The organism is Shinella curvata (genome assembly GCF_022899935.1).
Lineage (GTDB): Bacteria > Pseudomonadota > Alphaproteobacteria > Rhizobiales > Rhizobiaceae > Shinella > Shinella curvata.
The window spans coordinates 119327-136122 of the sequence record NZ_JALJCJ010000008.1; the positions used below are offsets into that span (position 1 = coordinate 119327).

Annotated in this window: 9 protein-coding genes; 6 read left to right on the top strand and 3 right to left on the bottom strand. The window is 62.3% G+C overall.

The features are described from left to right. Nucleotides 1-6: 6 nt before the first annotated feature. From MUU55_RS25525 to MUU55_RS25550, 6 genes are read left to right on the top strand one after another with little or no spacing between them, the layout of a single operon-like run. On the top strand, nt 7-2595 hold the full coding sequence (locus MUU55_RS25525; RefSeq protein WP_244763598.1) for a hypothetical protein: 2589 nt from the start codon (nt 7-9) through the stop codon (nt 2593-2595). A gap of 33 nt (nt 2596-2628) precedes the next feature. Then, a complete protein-coding gene (locus MUU55_RS25530; RefSeq protein ID WP_244763599.1) occupies nt 2629-5322 on the top strand; it encodes a hypothetical protein in 2694 nt (897 codons plus the stop codon). A gap of 9 nt (nt 5323-5331) precedes the next feature. Beyond that, nucleotides 5332-7608 carry a hypothetical protein gene (locus tag MUU55_RS25535; RefSeq protein WP_244763600.1) on the top strand — a complete coding sequence of 759 codons (2277 nt, stop codon included), beginning with the start codon at nt 5332-5334 and terminating at the stop codon, nt 7606-7608. Next, on the top strand, nt 7605-8519 hold the full coding sequence (locus MUU55_RS25540; RefSeq protein ID WP_244763601.1) for a hypothetical protein: 915 nt from the start codon (nt 7605-7607) through the stop codon (nt 8517-8519). Before MUU55_RS25535 ends, MUU55_RS25540 begins: the two co-directional genes overlap by 4 nt. Further along, the gene (locus MUU55_RS25545; RefSeq protein ID WP_244763602.1) at nt 8507-10273 is read left to right on the top strand and encodes a hypothetical protein; all 1767 of its coding nucleotides are present in this window, start codon (nt 8507-8509) and stop codon (nt 10271-10273) included. The genes MUU55_RS25540 and MUU55_RS25545 overlap by 13 nt, the downstream gene beginning before the upstream one ends. A gap of 12 nt (nt 10274-10285) precedes the next feature. Further along, nucleotides 10286-12772 carry a hypothetical protein gene (locus MUU55_RS25550; protein ID WP_244763603.1) on the top strand — a complete coding sequence of 829 codons (2487 nt, stop codon included), beginning with the start codon at nt 10286-10288 and terminating at the stop codon, nt 12770-12772. Nucleotides 12773-13043: 271 nt separating this feature from the next. On the opposite strand, the gene MUU55_RS25555 is transcribed toward MUU55_RS25550, so the two are convergent. From MUU55_RS25555 to MUU55_RS25565, 3 genes are all read right to left on the bottom strand, one after another. Next, complete coding sequence (locus tag MUU55_RS25555; RefSeq protein WP_244763604.1) at nt 13044-13814, bottom strand: SDR family oxidoreductase; 771 nt, start codon at nt 13812-13814, stop codon at nt 13044-13046. Nucleotides 13815-13882: 68 nt separating this feature from the next. Further along, on the bottom strand, nt 13883-15469 hold the full coding sequence (locus MUU55_RS25560; protein WP_244763605.1) for an ABC transporter substrate-binding protein: 1587 nt from the start codon (nt 15467-15469) through the stop codon (nt 13883-13885). A 250-nt stretch (nt 15470-15719) separates the two neighbouring features. Further along, the gene (locus MUU55_RS25565) at nt 15720-16781 is read right to left on the bottom strand and encodes a GlxA family transcriptional regulator (protein ID WP_244763606.1); all 1062 of its coding nucleotides are present in this window, start codon (nt 16779-16781) and stop codon (nt 15720-15722) included. Between the last annotated feature and the right edge of the window lie 15 nt (nt 16782-16796).

Genomic DNA, 16796 nt, shown 5'->3' on the forward strand with positions numbered 1-16796 from the left:
GACGCCATGCTGCTGATCCCGTCCATCGACCGTGTTGGCAAGGTTACCGTCTATGCCGACGACACGCTTTTCTACCGCTTTTATCCTGTCGCCGATGCGCCGCGCCTGCGCATGGACGATACCGGGGATCCGGTGTTTCTTCTGCTCTCCTACGCCCTATCCGACGAGGATCGCGCCGCCAATCCGGGGTTGCCATCCGGTGGCGGCTACCTGTCCTTCGACACGAGCTTCGAGCCGACGCCTGCGGAACTGTCGGCGGTGCGCGAGGCACTGGCTCCACGCGTTGCAGCCGAATGGAACCGCCTGCGCAATGGAACGCCGCAGGAGCAGGCACAGCCGGGCGTCGCCGGCACCAGCGAGCCGCCGGCCATCGAACTCGCATCGCCCACCTGGACGGAGGGCGTGGTGTCGATGGATGCCCCGACGGATGCCCAGTTGATCGAAGCGCGCGTGGCCGAATCCGCGCCGTCTCTGCTCGCCGGCAACATTGCCAGCTTCTCGATGGACCTGACCCCGGCGGGCGCCGCCTTCATGGAGCAGACGCTGCTCGCCGACGACGAGGCGGCGGACGAAACGCCGATTCAGATCGCCTATGACCTGCGCTTCTGGGCGCGCCTGCCGCCAGCCCGTATTCACCTCGAGGTGAATGCCGAACGCATGTACAAATATATTGAGGAACAGTTCCGCGGGCGCCATGTCGAAGTCTGCACCGGCTACGACTATTCGAACGCGGATGTAGATACGGAATCGCTAACGCTCTCCGGCGCCGTCACGGTGCAGATCGACACCGGGTCTGGATCGCTGCCGGAAGAAGTCATCGCTGAACTGCGTGCCTACGCCTTCGACCTGGTGAAGCAGCTTGTCCAGCACAGCTTTTTCAGCCTTGAGGGCGGCGGCGAGGCCGCGCCTGCGCCGCAGCGCGGGGCGGACGGTCGGCCGATCATCATGCCGCTGCGCCATCGCATGCTCGGTCGTCATAAACTGGTGCGCAAGCAGATCGACGAGCAGACGATGTCAATCAAGCTCGATCTGGAGCAGAGCAGCGTCGTGCCGTGGACGATCTTTCCGCGCGGGACCTTGCAAACCCTGCTGCCGGGCGAACTGGCGGCGAGGCGTCGGCATGTGCGCAAGCTGCGTCTCAACGACCCCTTTTTCGCGACGATCGAGACCGCCATCGAGGTCTTCGCCGAATTTGCCCTGATCGATCATGTGGAGGTCGAGCTTGCCTACGAGGCAACCGACGAACGGGGAAACCCGCATGCCACCGGCACCGTATTGAGTTTTCGCGACGGAACCCCGCAGGTTTGGCGCACGGCTGTCGTCGGCGGCATCAGGGAGTACCGCTGGCGCCAGCGCTCGGTGCTGACCGGCGGGCGTGTTGGTGCATTCAGCGAATGGACCGTGACCCATGCCCCCCGCGTGCCGATCTCCATCGAGGCGCCCGGCATGCTGGAAGTCTCGGTCGTTTCGGGTGCCATCGACTACGAGACGCTCGTGCGCAGCGTGCAGGTCACGCTTGCCTATGAGGATATCGCTTCCGGTGTGCCACGTGAGGAGACGGTTGCGATCCTAGACGCGCAGAAGCCCTCAATGACGTACATGCGGCAGATCGATGCAACACAGACCCACCCCGTCCTGGCGAAGGTGCGTTTCGACCTTCAATCCGGCGATGTCATCGAAAATGCGGAATGGGTGCCGGTGCAGGGGCGGCAGCTCGTCGTCAACCAGCCCAGTGAGGCGGTGTTGGAAGTGAGCCTTCTGCCCTCGGGCAATGGCTGGGCCGATGTCGTCGCGGTCCTGGTGGATCTGGCCTATGAAGACCACACCAACGACGTTTCGATCCGCGACACCTTCACCCTGAGGTCGCTGGATGCGTTCGTCACGTGGAGCGTCTATCTGCGGGACCGGGCGCGACGTGGCTACCGCTATCGCTGGACCGCGTCCTTTGCCAATGGCGATCTCGTCGAGCAGGGTTGGCAGGACAATCCCGGTGATCCGGTGCTACCGGTCCGCATCCAGCGCTCGGGCATCACGGTGACCGTCGTGGCGGACGCCTTGGAGTTCTCCGATTGCCCGCTGACGGAAGTGACCATCGTGCATGACGTCCCGGGCGGTGCGAGCGAGACCCTGGTCTTCCGCAACAAGGCCCCCCAGACGTGGCATGTCGAGGCGCCGACAGGAAGCCCGGCCGCTTTCCGCTACCGCGTCACGCATTTTCCCGTCGGGCGCGATCCCGTCCAGCTTGCCGAGCGACGGGAGAGCGACACCATGATCGTGCTCCCGCCCTATCTTGCCGTCAGCGCCGGCGAGTTGAAGGTGCAGATCCTGGCGACGCTCGTGGATTTTACTGTGACCCCGATCGTCGCGGTCGATCTTAAATACCAGGACCCGGATAACGACCTCGACCTCAGCCAGTCGTTGACCCTGACGATCGACGAGCAGGCGGCGTCCTGGATCACGCCGACACGCGATTTCCGCGTCACCGGTTTCCGCAGCCGCATCACCTACTTTCTCGCCGATGGCACCGAGAAGCAGGGCGAATGGGTCGCCAACACGATCCCCCGGATCGTGGTGCCCGCCTACCGCCCCGCCTGAGTTTGAACCCAGCCCCACCCGGAGGACACGCGCATGCTAAAACTTCCCGAATGGCGCACCTTCCAGGAGCAGCGCGTCACCGTCTATCAGGACGACACGCTCTTCTGGAAATTCTATCTGGTCCCCAACTATGTGACGATCCGCAAGGATGACAGCGGCAAGCCGGTGTTTTTGCTGATTGCCTATTCGTTCGGCGACCAGGACCGAGAAGAGAACCCCGACCTGCCGCGCGGCGGCGGTTACATGGTTCTCGACGTCGAGATGCGCGTCGATCCCGATGACGAAGCGGTCATCAAGGAGCAGCTCCAGCGTGATGTCGACCAGATGTGGCACGAGCTGAAGCGCCTTGCCGAACAGGCCGGCCGGAACGTGCAGAGCTACCGCATTACCAGCCATCACAATCTGCCGCGGCTCAGCACCGAGGTTTCGCTCGGTGTCGACGACGTGCTTCTGGGTCTCGGACCGGATCTGCCCGAAGCCCCTCCCGGCGACCAGCCGCCGAAGGTGGTTCTTGCGAGCCCGACCTGGGTGGAGGGCACGTTCAAGGTCTCCGCGCCGCAAAGCGAGCACCTGGTTTCCAACCGGCTTGCCGAGGGAAAGACCTCGCTGATCGGCACGAATGTCGCCTCCGCCAATCTCGATCTTACCCCGGCGGGCGCGGCCTTCATGGTGGAGACGCTGGTCGATCCCAACGGCACGGGCGTTACCGATCTGACGCCGATCCAGATCACCTATAATCTCAAATTCGTGGCCCGCGTTCCCCCGGTCAGCGTCGTCGCGTCCGCCAATACGCGCAGCGTCTACGCCGCCGTGAAGGGCATTTTCCACGACTACGAAGGCGGCGGCTGCGACGAGGACACGGTTTCCCACTCCGAGCAGAACATGGAGATGGCCGTATCCTCCGGCCTGATCGATATGAAGATCGATGTGGGCTGGCCAGACGTGCCCGACGATCTCGTCAACCAGATGCGCTCCGACGCAATGAAGAGCGTGCAGGATGCCCTGACCAAGCGGCTTGCCGACAAGAAGCCAGCCCCCGTGCCCGCGGCCGACGATCCGACGCGCGAGTTCGTCAACCGCGAAAGCGACATCTTCTACCTGAAGACCGAGATGAGCATGGACTTCACCACGTTCACGCATCAGGAGACGATGGCGAGCACCCGCAAGCAGGACATCAATCCGCAGGGCACGCTTCAGGCCTTTCTGCACGGCCTCTCGCCGCAGGAAATCCGCCAGTTCGTTCGCAAGATCGACCTGGACGACCCCTTCTTCCAGACGCTGGACCTGAAAGCCTGGGTCTTCGGCATCGACTGGGACAAGGACCCCATCGATTTCGTTGAAGTCGAGATCGGCTATAGCGGCACGGACGAAAACGGCCAGCAGGTCAACAAGGCGACCACCTTCATCTTCACGAAGGACAAGAAGGAGTTCGCCTGGGATCCGAGCCTGATCGGGGCGAAGCGCGAATACCGCTGCCGGTGGCGTATTGGCTATCGAGGCCACGCGGAGAGCGAATGGAGCGCCTGGGAGACCAAGGCGAGCAACCGCCTCAGCCTCAGCGTGCAGCCGCCGGGCAAGGTCGATCTCTCGCTGAAGGTCGGCGATATCAGCTTCGACACGGTGACCAAAAGCGTGCAGGTCGAGATCGAGTACGAGGACGCCTCCCGCGGCGTTCCGCGCATCGGCACGATGGTCAAGCTCGACGCGGGAACGGCGGAGCAGCGCTTCACGAACTGGATCTTCAAGCCGCGCAGCAAGCCGGTGCGCTATCGCCCGACCTTCTTCCTGAAAAACGGCCAGACGGTCGTCGGCGAATGGCAGGAAACGTCGTCCGATACCGTGCTGATCAACGAGCCGCGTTCGGAAAACCGCCTCGACGTTCTTCTGGTGCCGAGTGGCCGGAGCTGGGCGCAGGTCGTGCAGTCGGTGGTGACCATGCGCTATGCCGACATCCGCAACGGCGTCATGGCCGAGGCCTTCTACCAGTTGAAGTCGTTGGAAGAATTCAAGCAGTTTGCCGTCTATGTCGCAAACGGCGGTCCGCGCAAATTCGAATACCAGGTCGTCACGACATTCCAGGACGGCTCCAGCGAGGAAAGCGGCTGGCTGAACGGCGATGGAGACAGCACGGTGCAGATCGCCGTGAAGGAGCCGCCGGAACTGGTGGTCGATGTCCTGCCGATGATGCTCGATTTCGCCTTTACGCCGGTGGTCGAGGTCGGGTTGCGCTACGAGGATCCGGCGAACGGCATCCACGAGAGCCAGACCTTCGCGCTGACCTCCAAGGACAATCAGACCTGGTCGGTGCCACTCAGCAATCCCGCCAAGACGGATTTCTCGGTCCGCTACACATACAATTGCGCCGACGGGCAGGTGGTCGAACGGCCGGAAGAAATGGCGCCGGATCCGAAGGTGACGGTGCCGAAACTCCTGGTGCCCGAGGTCTTCGCCTCTTTCGTGCCACGGATGATCGACTTTGCAGCCACGCCCGTGGTCGAAGTCAATATCGGCTATTCCGATCCGTCTCGCGGGCAGGACGTGCAGGAGACCTTTACCTTCATCGACACGACGCCGCAGACGTTCCGCGTCCAGGTGGATGCGGCCGCGCCGAAAACCTATCAGGTGGAGATCGTCTACTATCTCGCGGATGGGCAGATCGTCACGCGGCCGGCCGTGACGTCGAACAAGACGCAGATCACCATCCCGAAATACGTCCATGCGGCGTGAGGTGCGGCCATGTTGTACCTCAATCCACCGTTTTTCGAGTACGAGGGCGTCGTCGTCGGGCGCGACTACAGCGATCCGAAGCAATTCTGGTACTATCCGAACAGGCCCAGGATCGGTACGGACGAACAGGGCCGCCCGGCCGTCCGCCTCATCGTCTACAAGGAAATCCTGGAGAATCTCGAAGCCACCGACGACGAGGTGGCCGCCGGGTTCCTGCTCTTCGACACAGTGCTCGACTGGGAACCGGAGCGGTTGAAGCGCGTGGCGGCGCGCATCAAGGACGAGATGGATCTCGACGACCTGCCGCGGCTCGCACCGTTGCAGTATCGCTCGGGCAGGGTGCGCATGACCTTTCTCGACCGCAAGAGCCCCCTGCCGGGAGACCCGCCGCCGGGCGAAGACGTTCCGGATAGCGAATGGGTAAGCTTTCTGGAGAGTTCGGGCGTGCCTTCGCTCTATGCCGACAACCGGGCGATCTTCAGCGTGGAACTCACGGCCAAAGGGACGCGCTTTATCCTCGGCTCCTTCGACGGCTTCATTCCCGCCGGTGTCGTCTATGAATTGAACTATGTGGCGATGCAGCGCGCCTACAATGTCAAGGTCGAGGCCGACTGGAATCTCGTCTACGAATACATCCGCGACTACGAACAGGACCGCTTCTTCTTCTGGAATGACGAGATCGAGAAGATCGTCGAGAAGCTGGAAGAAGAGCGGATCATCAAGTTCACCGCGTCGATCGAGGGCGTGGGCGACGAGGGCATGGAGGGTGAATATGCCGAGGTGCGCAAGCAACTGACGCAGTTCATCTACGAAAAATTCTTCGAGCCCAAGATCAACCCGAAGGCACTGCTCGACCGCGATACGCCCGGTTCCATTGTCGCACTTCTTTCGGGCGTGCGTGACACTGGCCTGCCGATGCAGTTCGGAGGATCGAAGCGGGAGCTGAATGTCGAGCAGCGCCGCAGTTTCGAGGCCGACGTTTCCACCTACCGCGCTGTCGAGCGCATGATTGCACCGCAAGGCCATCTCAGCATGTTCTGGGAGGACTTCAATCTTAGCCGCGATCAGGTGATCACCGTTGTCGACGAAAAGGACGATGTGTGGAGGATCTCGGAACTCGGCGTCACCGCTGTTGCCAATTTCGACGACAATGCGGTCGCCCATATCGTCGTCGATATCGTCTATGGCGGTCTCACCGACGGCCGGCCGGCACAGGACGCGCGGACCTTCAGCCTTGTGCTGGACAAGGAGCATCGAAAGGGCACTGTCCGCAACTGGTACGATCCAGACGTGGGCGCACGGTTTCACTATCGGTTCACGGTAGCCTTCGGGCCGGGTGCGGTGGTCGGCGACGATGTGCTCGTCACATCAGAGTGGATGGAGGCCGAGGGCAGGGAGGTGACCGTCGATCCGCGCATGCTGATCGAACAGCGCTCCTACGAGTTCCAGCGTTCGTCGCTGCTCAAGGGCCGTTTTCCGGAGGTGCTGGTCCGGTTGAAATACACTGACCCGCAAACCGGCTGGCAATATGACCGGGCAAAGCTGCTCAACGATGAGACCCCCTCTTGGACGGCCGAATTTCGCGTTCGCAAGGGCGCACCGCTGGCGGCGGCCTACGACGCGCAATTCGTTTCCGAGGACGGAACAATCAACCAGGCCGACCGACCGGCGGGAACACTGGTGACGCTCAACGATCCCCGCGAAAACCTCGTGAAGATCAAGCTGATGGTGGCCGACCGGCAGAATTTCCAACACGCGATCGTCAATCTCGAACACGCTGATCCGGACCATGACATTTTCGAAAGCGAGACGGTCGTCATCACGACCGATGACGTCAACGGCGATCACGAATGGCAGTTCCGCCGGGCGCCCGGCGCGCGGGCGCGTTATCGCTACAACTTCATCCTGCTGAAGACTGACGGTTCATTGCTGGAGACGGATTGGGTCGAGACCGAGGCTCCCTCGCTGATGATCGGCGACCGGACGGCACGCATCTGGTCGATCCGTCCGCAACTTGTCGGCCCGGCACTGGCCCAGAACGGCCTCGAACGCATCACCGTCGCTCTCGCTTACGAGGATGCCGGAAACGATTATCGGGCGGCGAAGGATCTCGTCTTCGCGGCGCCAGGCGAGGCGGGTTCCCTCGATCTCAATCTGAAAAACCCCGCGTTGCGCGACTACACCTATAGCGTGATCTACAAGCGCACGAACGGTTTCGACCGTCGGGTGGGTCCGGTCAGTTCACGGGATACGTTTCCCGTCATTTCAACGGTGCCGCCAACATGATGAAGATTTCCGTCAAATCCGAAAGCCGCGTCGATATTCTCTGGTTGAGCGCCCTGCTGGCCGGTCTCGGCAACGAGGCGCGCAACGCTTGTGATGGGCTCGGCCGGGCCGGTGTGCGCCTGCCGTCGGGGCGCATGTGCATCGATGGTGGTGCGAGTGCCCTGCTTGCCATCACCGCGCCGGGGCGAAGGTCCTGGGAGGCGCATGTGCTCACCGGGATGGATGTGGACCGCCAGGACTGGGCGGGCCGACGGCTCGGGCCGGAGGGCGAGGCGATCACCTTTGAACGGCGCATGTATCGCGGGCGCGGACAGGTTGCGGTCGTCGAGGCCAGACACGCTGCCGCGACCGCAGGCGAAGTGGCGGCGGCTTGTTTCGAGCGGTGGCATCGGTCGATCGGACCGTTCGGCAGGGTGTATTCGGTTGGGCGAGACAGCCGCGGCGGGGTCCGGATCGCCTGGCAGATCGACCGGCATGTCGATGTCGCGGGATTGATCGCGCCGTTGATCGGCCGCGGGAACTGGCTGGCGGCGGCGCGCTCGCTCGATGCGGTCCATGGGTTCGACCTCGCCCGCAGCAGCGGGCCGTGGAGCCTGTCGATGGACGTCACCGCGCCGTCGCTGGGCTGGCGGCTCGGCTCCACGCGGTGGGCCTGGGCGCTTGATGGCGCTGCCAAACGCGAGCGCCTTGCACGCTGGATCACCGCTCATGGTGGCGATGGCGGCTATGCCTGCGCATTGCATGATCTTCTGTCGGGCTATGACGCAAGACACGCCGGGTCCATCGGCCGCGCCGTCGAGGTGGACGTGTGCGAGGGGAGTGTCACGGCTGCGACGGCCTATCTCGGGGCGACATTTGCCTCGTCCAACGACCTGCCGGGTTACCAAAGGAGGCTGACATGGGCTGGGTAAGAATCCATCCGTTCATACCGAACTGGCCGGGCGGCGGCGATCCGCCGGTGTTCGAGATCAACAGCAACGAGAACGGCGAGGCGGTGGTCGAGCTTGCCTGGGATCCCCAGGCGCTGTTGCATCCCGCCAAGTATCCCGATCTCCTGCGCTACTACAGCAGCGCCGATGGGATCAGCGGCACGATGACCCGCGACCGTGGCGGCTCCATGACCGTCAATGTGCCCGGCGAGCGCATCACGCTCAACGCCAACCGCGCAACCTGGGTGATGCCGAAGGCGCTGTGGGAGGCCTATGTCGAGGAGAGCCTGAAGACGCTCAATTCGCCGCCGACCAGCACCTTTTCGCGCAATCTCTATTACCGCGTCAGCGTAACACCGCCCGGCGGCAGCAAGGCGGAGATCTGGCCGCCGGACCATGCACTCGGGGCGCAGCGTGTGACGCTGCCACCGCCCGACGACAGCGGCGTCATCGACAAGGCGTCGGCGATGGCCGCACCCCATATCGGCATATTGGCGCTCTCGGCCAGCGCTGTGTCCCGGGTCATTCCGGATGGGGCGGCGGTGCAAGCCATGGGGGGCATTCCGGGATTTCCGAAATTGTGGGGCACGATCCTCACGACGATCTGGAACAAGCTGCCGGAAAGCGATCCGAGCCGGATGTCGCTCGCCGCTGTCTTCGCCCATCCGGAATTCCGTCGCTTCACCGTCGCCGAGCGCGGTGACGTCCTGCGCCTCTGGCTGTTCAGCAGCAAGATCCGCAAGGACATTCCGGTTCTGCTCTCGCGCCAGGCCATTACCGGCAGTGCGGTTCAGACGCCCGTCCTCAAGAAGATGGCGCTCAAGGGCGGCAAGACGTTGCTCTCGCTGCTGCTCGATCTCCTGACCGTTCATATTCATCCCGATCTCGTCGTGATGACGCGCGAGGAACTCGTAGCAGATGTCCTGCATGAGGTGCTCGATCCGAACGGTCGGGTCAATCAGGGCGCGGCTGGTACCTGCGTGCCGACCTCCATTCAGACCATGATGATCACCGTCAATCCGGCCGAATACGTCCGGCTTCAACTGGGCTGGCTGAGTTCTGAAGCGAAGGTGGAACTGGCCAATGGCTCGATCGTCGCGCTGCCGCGCGGCATCCTCCAGATCGCGCGTTATGCGCAGCCTGGAGCGCCTGGAGGCACCGGCTTCTATGCCCGCAACTATGCCGAACTCGCCTTCCAGGGTGCGGCGATCAAGTTCGCGCATGCCGGCAGTTTTCCCGCCGATACTGGCGACGAAACGAGCGCGAAGGCGATGTTTGCCTATGTCCATAAGAACGGCCTTTTGCCGGACCAGACGAAGCGTCTCCTGGAAGCGCTGTTCGCGGTCACGTTCACGGGTTCCGCCGTCGCACCCACCAATTCCTCTACCACCGCCAGCACGCAGTCGACCATTGCCGATGGGCTGTTTGCCGCCCTTCCGACGAAGCAGCAGCAGGTGCTTGTCGCCACCTATTGGGGTGTGCCGCCCTGGGGGCCGCCGCCTGCCGGGCAAAGCTACGGAGCGCATGCTGTTCTGGCGCTGCGGCACGAGGGCGGGCGGCTGTTCTTCAAGAACCCGCAATATGCCGGTTCGCTGCCGGCGGGCACGGATGGCGGGACAGCCAGCAACCCGCCGCGTCGTTACGAGAACGTGGCCTCGACGCTCGAATCGATTACCGACGCCGACCTGCGCAAATGGATCTTTTGGTATTTCACGCCGGACACGGCCATCATCTGAGGGAGGCAAGCCATGCTGTATCTCGATTCCCCCGTCGGCTCGATCGCCGGACTGACGCTTTTCCGCGATCACGCCGACCCCAATCTCTTCTACTACGCCTGCGAGCGGCCACGGCTTGCGATGAACGACGGGGTGCCGGAGTTCGTTTTTCTCGTCTACAAACGCGATATCACCGACAACCCCAACCTGACGGCAGAGGCCCGGCAACAGCTCGGCGGCGGCTTTCTGGCTTTCACCGTCGATCTGACGGTCGACGACGAGCAACTCAAGGAGGTGCGTCGTCGGCTTGGCGCTTTCGCGCAGGGCACGGTGCAACTGGCCCCGCTCCCCTATCGCAGCGGAACGGTGCGGCTGTCGATCACCAAGGATACCGCCGAGGCTCCCGGTGCAGCGGCCAATGCGCCAAAGGGCGTCAGCTTCTTCGAGGAGGTCTACGGAACGAGCAAGCCTTCGTTGCTTTCGGGCAACCGCGCCACCTTCGGCGTCATGATGGACCATGAGGGCGCTCTGCTGATGGAGGCGGCCCTGAAATCCGGCATCAGCCCGATCGGCGTCATCTACGACCTTGAATATCTCGGCATGCGCCCGGCCTTCAACGTCAAGATCACGGCCGATTACAAGCGAATCTACAGCCATCTCGAAATGCAATTCGGCATCCGTGGTGGCGTCGGGCCCATCAACGCGGCCGTAGACATCGGCCTCGCCTGGCAAAAGTTGCGCGAGGATGGCTCGATCAAGGTGGAAGTGACCAATTTCACCGACGACGAGAACTTCCGCAAGCAGGCCGACGCGGCCTTTGACTGGTTCAAGACCGAGTTGATGCGCGATTTCTTCAAGTCTTCGCTCGAACCGCCCAGCTTTATGAAACAGGGCCAGTCCTCCAATCTGCTGGGAGCGCTGCAGTCCTTGCTCGGGCCCCTGACAGAAGGGCAGCAAGGTCCGACACGACCCGTCATGGGCGCGCCGACAATGCTTGCGCCAACACCCAGCGCCCCGCCGACATCACTTGACTCCGGCACCCAGACCACCGCCGACCGCAACAAGGCGGCGACGGCCGCCGGTACCCCTCAGGAGGGGGGCGGCAAGCCTGCGGCGAATGGCGCGCAGTTCGGCCTGCAAATCGGCTTTTCACTGAAAATGTATCAGCAGGAGGAGTTGAAGACGCGGACCTTCGAATATTCCATGCAGGCGGCGGTGGCGCGCACGGCCGCGCCCCAAGGCCTGTTTTCCACCATGGTCAACGGCATGGATCTTTCCCGCGCCATCAAGCGTGTCTCGCTCGACGACGACTTCTTCAAACATATCAATGCGAAGTTCCAGCTCGGCGCGGACCTCACGGCCAACAAGATCGAACTGGTGACGATCAATATCGAATATCCGGGCGTACGGCCGAACGGGGTGCAGCCGGAACAGGTCGGGGGCATCACCTTCACACCGCAGGATAACGGCCCCAAGACGTTCCGCACGTTCCTCAACGACAATCTGGACCTTCGTTATCGCTACAAGATGGACGTGCATTTCGCCAGCAACAGCGAGTGGGAAGGCAACGAGCCGCATTATACGTCCGGCTGGATCGTCGAGACCGGGCAGGCCCCACAGGTCAATCCCTCCGATGCGGTGGATCAGCTGGAAGTGGAGGTCTCCGTGGGCAGCAGCGTCGCCGCGCCTGTTGAACAGGTCCAGATTGATCTCATCTACGACGATCCGGCTGTCGGCATGCGGGCCGAACGGTCGATGACATTCCGGCCCGGCGAAGGGTCGAAAAGCTGGAAGCTGCGTTTCCCCGAAGGGGCGAAACACAGTTTCAAATACCGCTACACCTATTTCCTGACGGACAATATGCGCTATCAAACCGACTGGATCGAGACCTCCGATATCACCACGGAAGCCCTGTCTCTGATCATTCCCGGCCCCTTCGTGAAGACGATGGTGATCCCCGTCCGCTCCTTGCTTGATACAACGCGGATCATTGAGGCGAGTGTCGATGTCATATACTCCGACGTCGCACGCGGCTATGAACGGCGCGAACGTGTCACCTTCGGTCCTGACGCCACTGACCAATCCTCGCGGCGGGAAATCCGGATCCCGATGCTGGACGTGGCCTCCGGCAGCGTGACATACTCCGTCAGCGTCGTCAGGACGGATGGATCCGTTCTGGAAATCCCACCAACGGCGGTCGTTCCCGACCAGCAGATCTTTGTCCGCGATGGGGTTGGCGAGACGCGCATCATCAAGATCGAGCTTGCAAACCCGAACCTCGACGCGGCCGGGCTGGCGGCCGTCCGTGTGCGGGTTCGCGGCAGGGGCGAGGATCCTGACCAGGAGGATGTGCTGTTCCGCCCCGGAGACAATACGCCGAAAACCGTGACACTGGTGAAACCCGAGGGTGAGGCTTTCTCCTATAGCTATGAGGTGGAAGGATACACGACGCTCGGCCTTCCCAAAGCCGGTGTCCGCCTGGAGAGCGATGTCTCGGAACTCGTGATCGGCCTGCCTTGATGGCTTAGACGTGGGGCGAGGAGGTGGTCAAACGACGAATCCGAGTAACTCCAGCTTCAGAGTGCCCACAGGAGGGACGAGCGAGTGTGATCCGATCGATAGAATGCTGACAGGAACAAACGACTGCTGAGGTTGGCTCCAGGGTCTTACGCTACGATGGGCCCCTCACAATGCACCAAGCATAGGTTTCAAGTGCTTGACGTGGGCCAGCCGCAGGTCGATGGATCGGCTCCCATCAAGAGCGTGATCTTCTAACCAATCTAGCTGCGAACTAGATGTGATAGGTCTCCGTATGCCCATCTATAGCTATGGCCTGTCCGCTAATCATTCCGGCGGCCGGTGAGGACAGGAAGAGGCAGATATCGGCGATCTCCTTCGGTTCCGTGAAGCGTTTGATGGACTGGCCCTTTGTATATTCGCGACGGATCTCGTCCGGAGACGTCGAGCGCAGGGCAGCTTCGGCGGCGATGACGCGGTCCATCCGATCGCCGGAGACGGATCCCGGGCAGATCGCGTTGACCCGGATGTTCCAGTCGCCGAGTTCGATGGCCATCGATTTGGTGAGGCCGATGACCGCCCATTTCGCCGCCGCATAGGGCGTCCTCAAGCCGTAACCGAAGAGGCCTGCGGTCGAGGACAGGTTGATGATGCTGCCGCTCCGCTTCTCCTTCATTAGCGGGATCGCGCATCGGCTGGTCAGAAACTGGCTGTTGAGGCAGACGTCGATGCACTGGTGCCAGCTTTCGACAGCTATGTTCTCGAGCCGCTCGGTCGGGCCGGCGATGCCCGCATTGTTGATGAGAACATCGACACCACCCGCCGCAGCCTTCACCGTGGCAAACCACGCCTCTATTTCCTCTGGCGACGTGACATCGACCCGGCTTGCCGAAATGCCGGGATTCGCTGCAGCCATCTCCTCGACGGCCCGCGCATCGGCATCGGAGACGAAGACGCGGTGGCCGGCAGCAGCAAAGGTCTCGGCGATGATGCGGCCTATACCAGAGGCGGCAGCGGTTATCATAACGGTGAGAGATTTCGGCACTTTGCTATCTCCGCAATGAGGTTGAAGCGAACGGCGCATGACACGCCGCCCGCAGTGCAAATCGGATGTCACACGTTCGTCAGCCAGCACTTGACCGGCGCGAGCGCGTTCATCAGCGGTGCGTTCGGATCGTCGGTCCATCCCGCGACATTCTGGCCGACGGCGTCGATGAAGTTGCTGAACATCGGTACGATCGTGCCGCCTTCGTCGCGGATCGTGAGGGCAAGTTTCCGGTACAGATCAACGCGCTTGCCGGCGTCGAGCTCGCCACGGGCGAGGACGACGGTCTTGTCGAACTCCGGGTTCGAATAGGCGGACTCGTTCCAGGCCGCACCCGACGTGTAGATCGTGGAGTAGACCATGTCCTGGGTTGGCCGCCCGTTCCAGTATGAGGCGCAGAACGGCCGCTTGTTCCAGACGTCCGACCAGTAGCCGTCGCCGGGAATGCGCTTGATCTCAAGAGGGATGTTGGCAGCTGCCGCGCTCTGCTGGAAAAGCTGACAGGCATCGACGGCGCCGGGGAAGGCTACTTCTGAGGTCTCGATCAGGATGGGGCCATCGTGGCCGGACTTCTTGAAATGGAAGCTTGCCTTGTCCGGATCGTAGGTCCGTTGTTCGAGATCATCGGCGAAGAACGGGTAGAACTTGTTGATCGGGACGTCGTTACCCAGAGTGCCGTGGCCGAGCAATACCCGATCCAGAAGGGACTGGCGGTCAATAGCATATTTCAGGGCAAGACGCAGATCGTTGTTGTCGAAAGGCTTGGCGTTCGTGCGCATGACGAGCACATAGTGGCCTCGGCTGGGAACCGACTTGACCGCAACGGTCTTCATGCTCGCGACAAGCTCGGCGACCTTCGGGGCGACACGGTTGATCATGTCCACCTGACCGGATTGCACGGCGGCGATGCGGGCGGTGTCATCGTTGATGATTGTCACATCGAGCGTGTTGGCGTGGCCACGGGTGTCATCCCAATAGTCGGCGAATTTCTCGAAGACGTAACGGACCCCGGGCTGCTGGCTCACGACCTTGTAGGGCCCGGCGGCAACGCCGTCGGCCGGGTTGGCGCGACCGCCCTCGGGCTGGATCAGCAGGTGGTAATCGGCCATTATGTAAGGGAAGTCGGCGTTCGGATCCTTGAGTTCGGCTATGAACTCGTTGCCGGAGGCCGTCATCTTCGTGATGCCCGCCATCAGGCCGAGCGCGGCCGAATTGCTCGTGCTGTCGGCGTGACGCTTCATCGTCTCGACGACGTCCTCGGCAGTCACGGACTTGCCGTTGTGGAAGGTCACGCCCTCGCGGATCTTGAATGTCCAGGTCTTGGCGTCCTTAGAGGAACCGAACTCGGTTGCCAGACGTGGAACGATCTCACCCTTCGCATCGACTTCCAGCAGCTTCTCCCCGAACTGCGCCATCAGGGTGTTCGGCCCTTCGCTTGCCGCCAGGGCGGGATCGAGCGTATCGGTGGTCTGGCCGCCGCCGAGGCCGACGCGCATCGTGCCGCCTTTGACAGGCCCTTCGGCCCGCGCGGCCTGCGTCAGGAGACCGGAGGCCAGCGCGGAGGCGCCCAGCACCGCGGCGCGGCCCAGAAAGGACCGCCGATCCATTTTCCCACGAGCGACAAGGTTGGCCAGATACTTCAATTCATCAGACATGTTGGCTCCTCCAAACGGTCCTCCCAGCTTCGGCAGCTCCTTTTCGCATCCGGAGCGCCGTGGCGATTTCAGCGCCTAGCCAGCGCTGAAGGCTCGCATGTCTGTCGGACGCGGCATGACCATTCTGGACATGAATTTGAGGATTCTCGCCTGGAGTCGATTCCAGAATCGGGCGCGACCAGAATGGAAACGCCATGCGCGACCGGCCGGCGAATGGCGCCGGCGACCGCACAATCGCGGCGATAGATCCTCAGGCGGCAAGAGGGCGGTGCGGTGCGGTTTTTACCGAGAGAGGGAGGGGCTTCGAAGGATTGCGCGCGTGCTCAGGCCATTGCTTCCTAAGAGCCCGGCTCTCATGGGGCGAAGTGCCTTCGAAGCTTCGATACATTTTCGAGAAATGGGAGGCTGAGACAAAGCCGCAGGCGATCGCAATCTCGACGACCGGCATTGTCGTCTGCCGCAGGAGGGACCGCGCGCGCTCGATCCTGAGGCGCATATAATATTTGCCTGGGCTGCAATTGAATGTGTCACGGAAATAGCGCTCCATTTGCCGTCGGGAAATCCCGGCTGTGGCAGCGACCACGGTCAATGGAACAGGATCGGCAACGTTTTCCTCCATGACCTCCACAAGCTTGCGAAGGTTAGCATTGCTGACGCCGAGGGGGAGCATGTAGGGCAGCCGTTGCCGCTCGGAACCGTCGCGCAGGCTGGCCACGATCGCGAGCTGACATATTGCGGCTGCCGTTCCAGCACCTTCCTCACGCGCGATGATTTCCAGCATCATCTCAAGCGGTGCAGTGCCGCCGGCACAGGTATAAATCTCATCGTCGACCGCAAAGATCTGGGGGCTTGGCTGGACGTCGGAGAAGCGCTCGGCAAAGGACGCGAGGTTTTCCCAATGGATCGTACAGCGGCGCTTGTTGAGGATGCCGGCGTGGGCAAGCAGATGGGCTCCTGTGCAGACGGCGCCAAGCGAGATACGCGCTTTCCGGCATTCGCGCAGCCAGCTTGAAAGGTTCCTGTTGGTGTAGCGCGCAACATCCTGGCCACCGCATACGACGACCATTCGCGCAGAAGCGATGCGTGTCTGGTTTCTGGCCTCGTCGAGCGACAGGTCGGCGCTGAGTTGGAGGTCGTTGCTTGCCCGCACAGGCTTGCCATCGGCTGAGACGATCCGCCATGCATATTTGTCGCGTCCGAGAACCTGGTTGGCAAGGCGAAGCGTTTCGAGCGCCGTCGTGAAGGCGAGCATCGTGAATTCGGGCGTGATGTAGAAGTAGAATACGCTCTTTGGCCCGGGAACGGCGTTCATAGGTTTCTTCCTCTG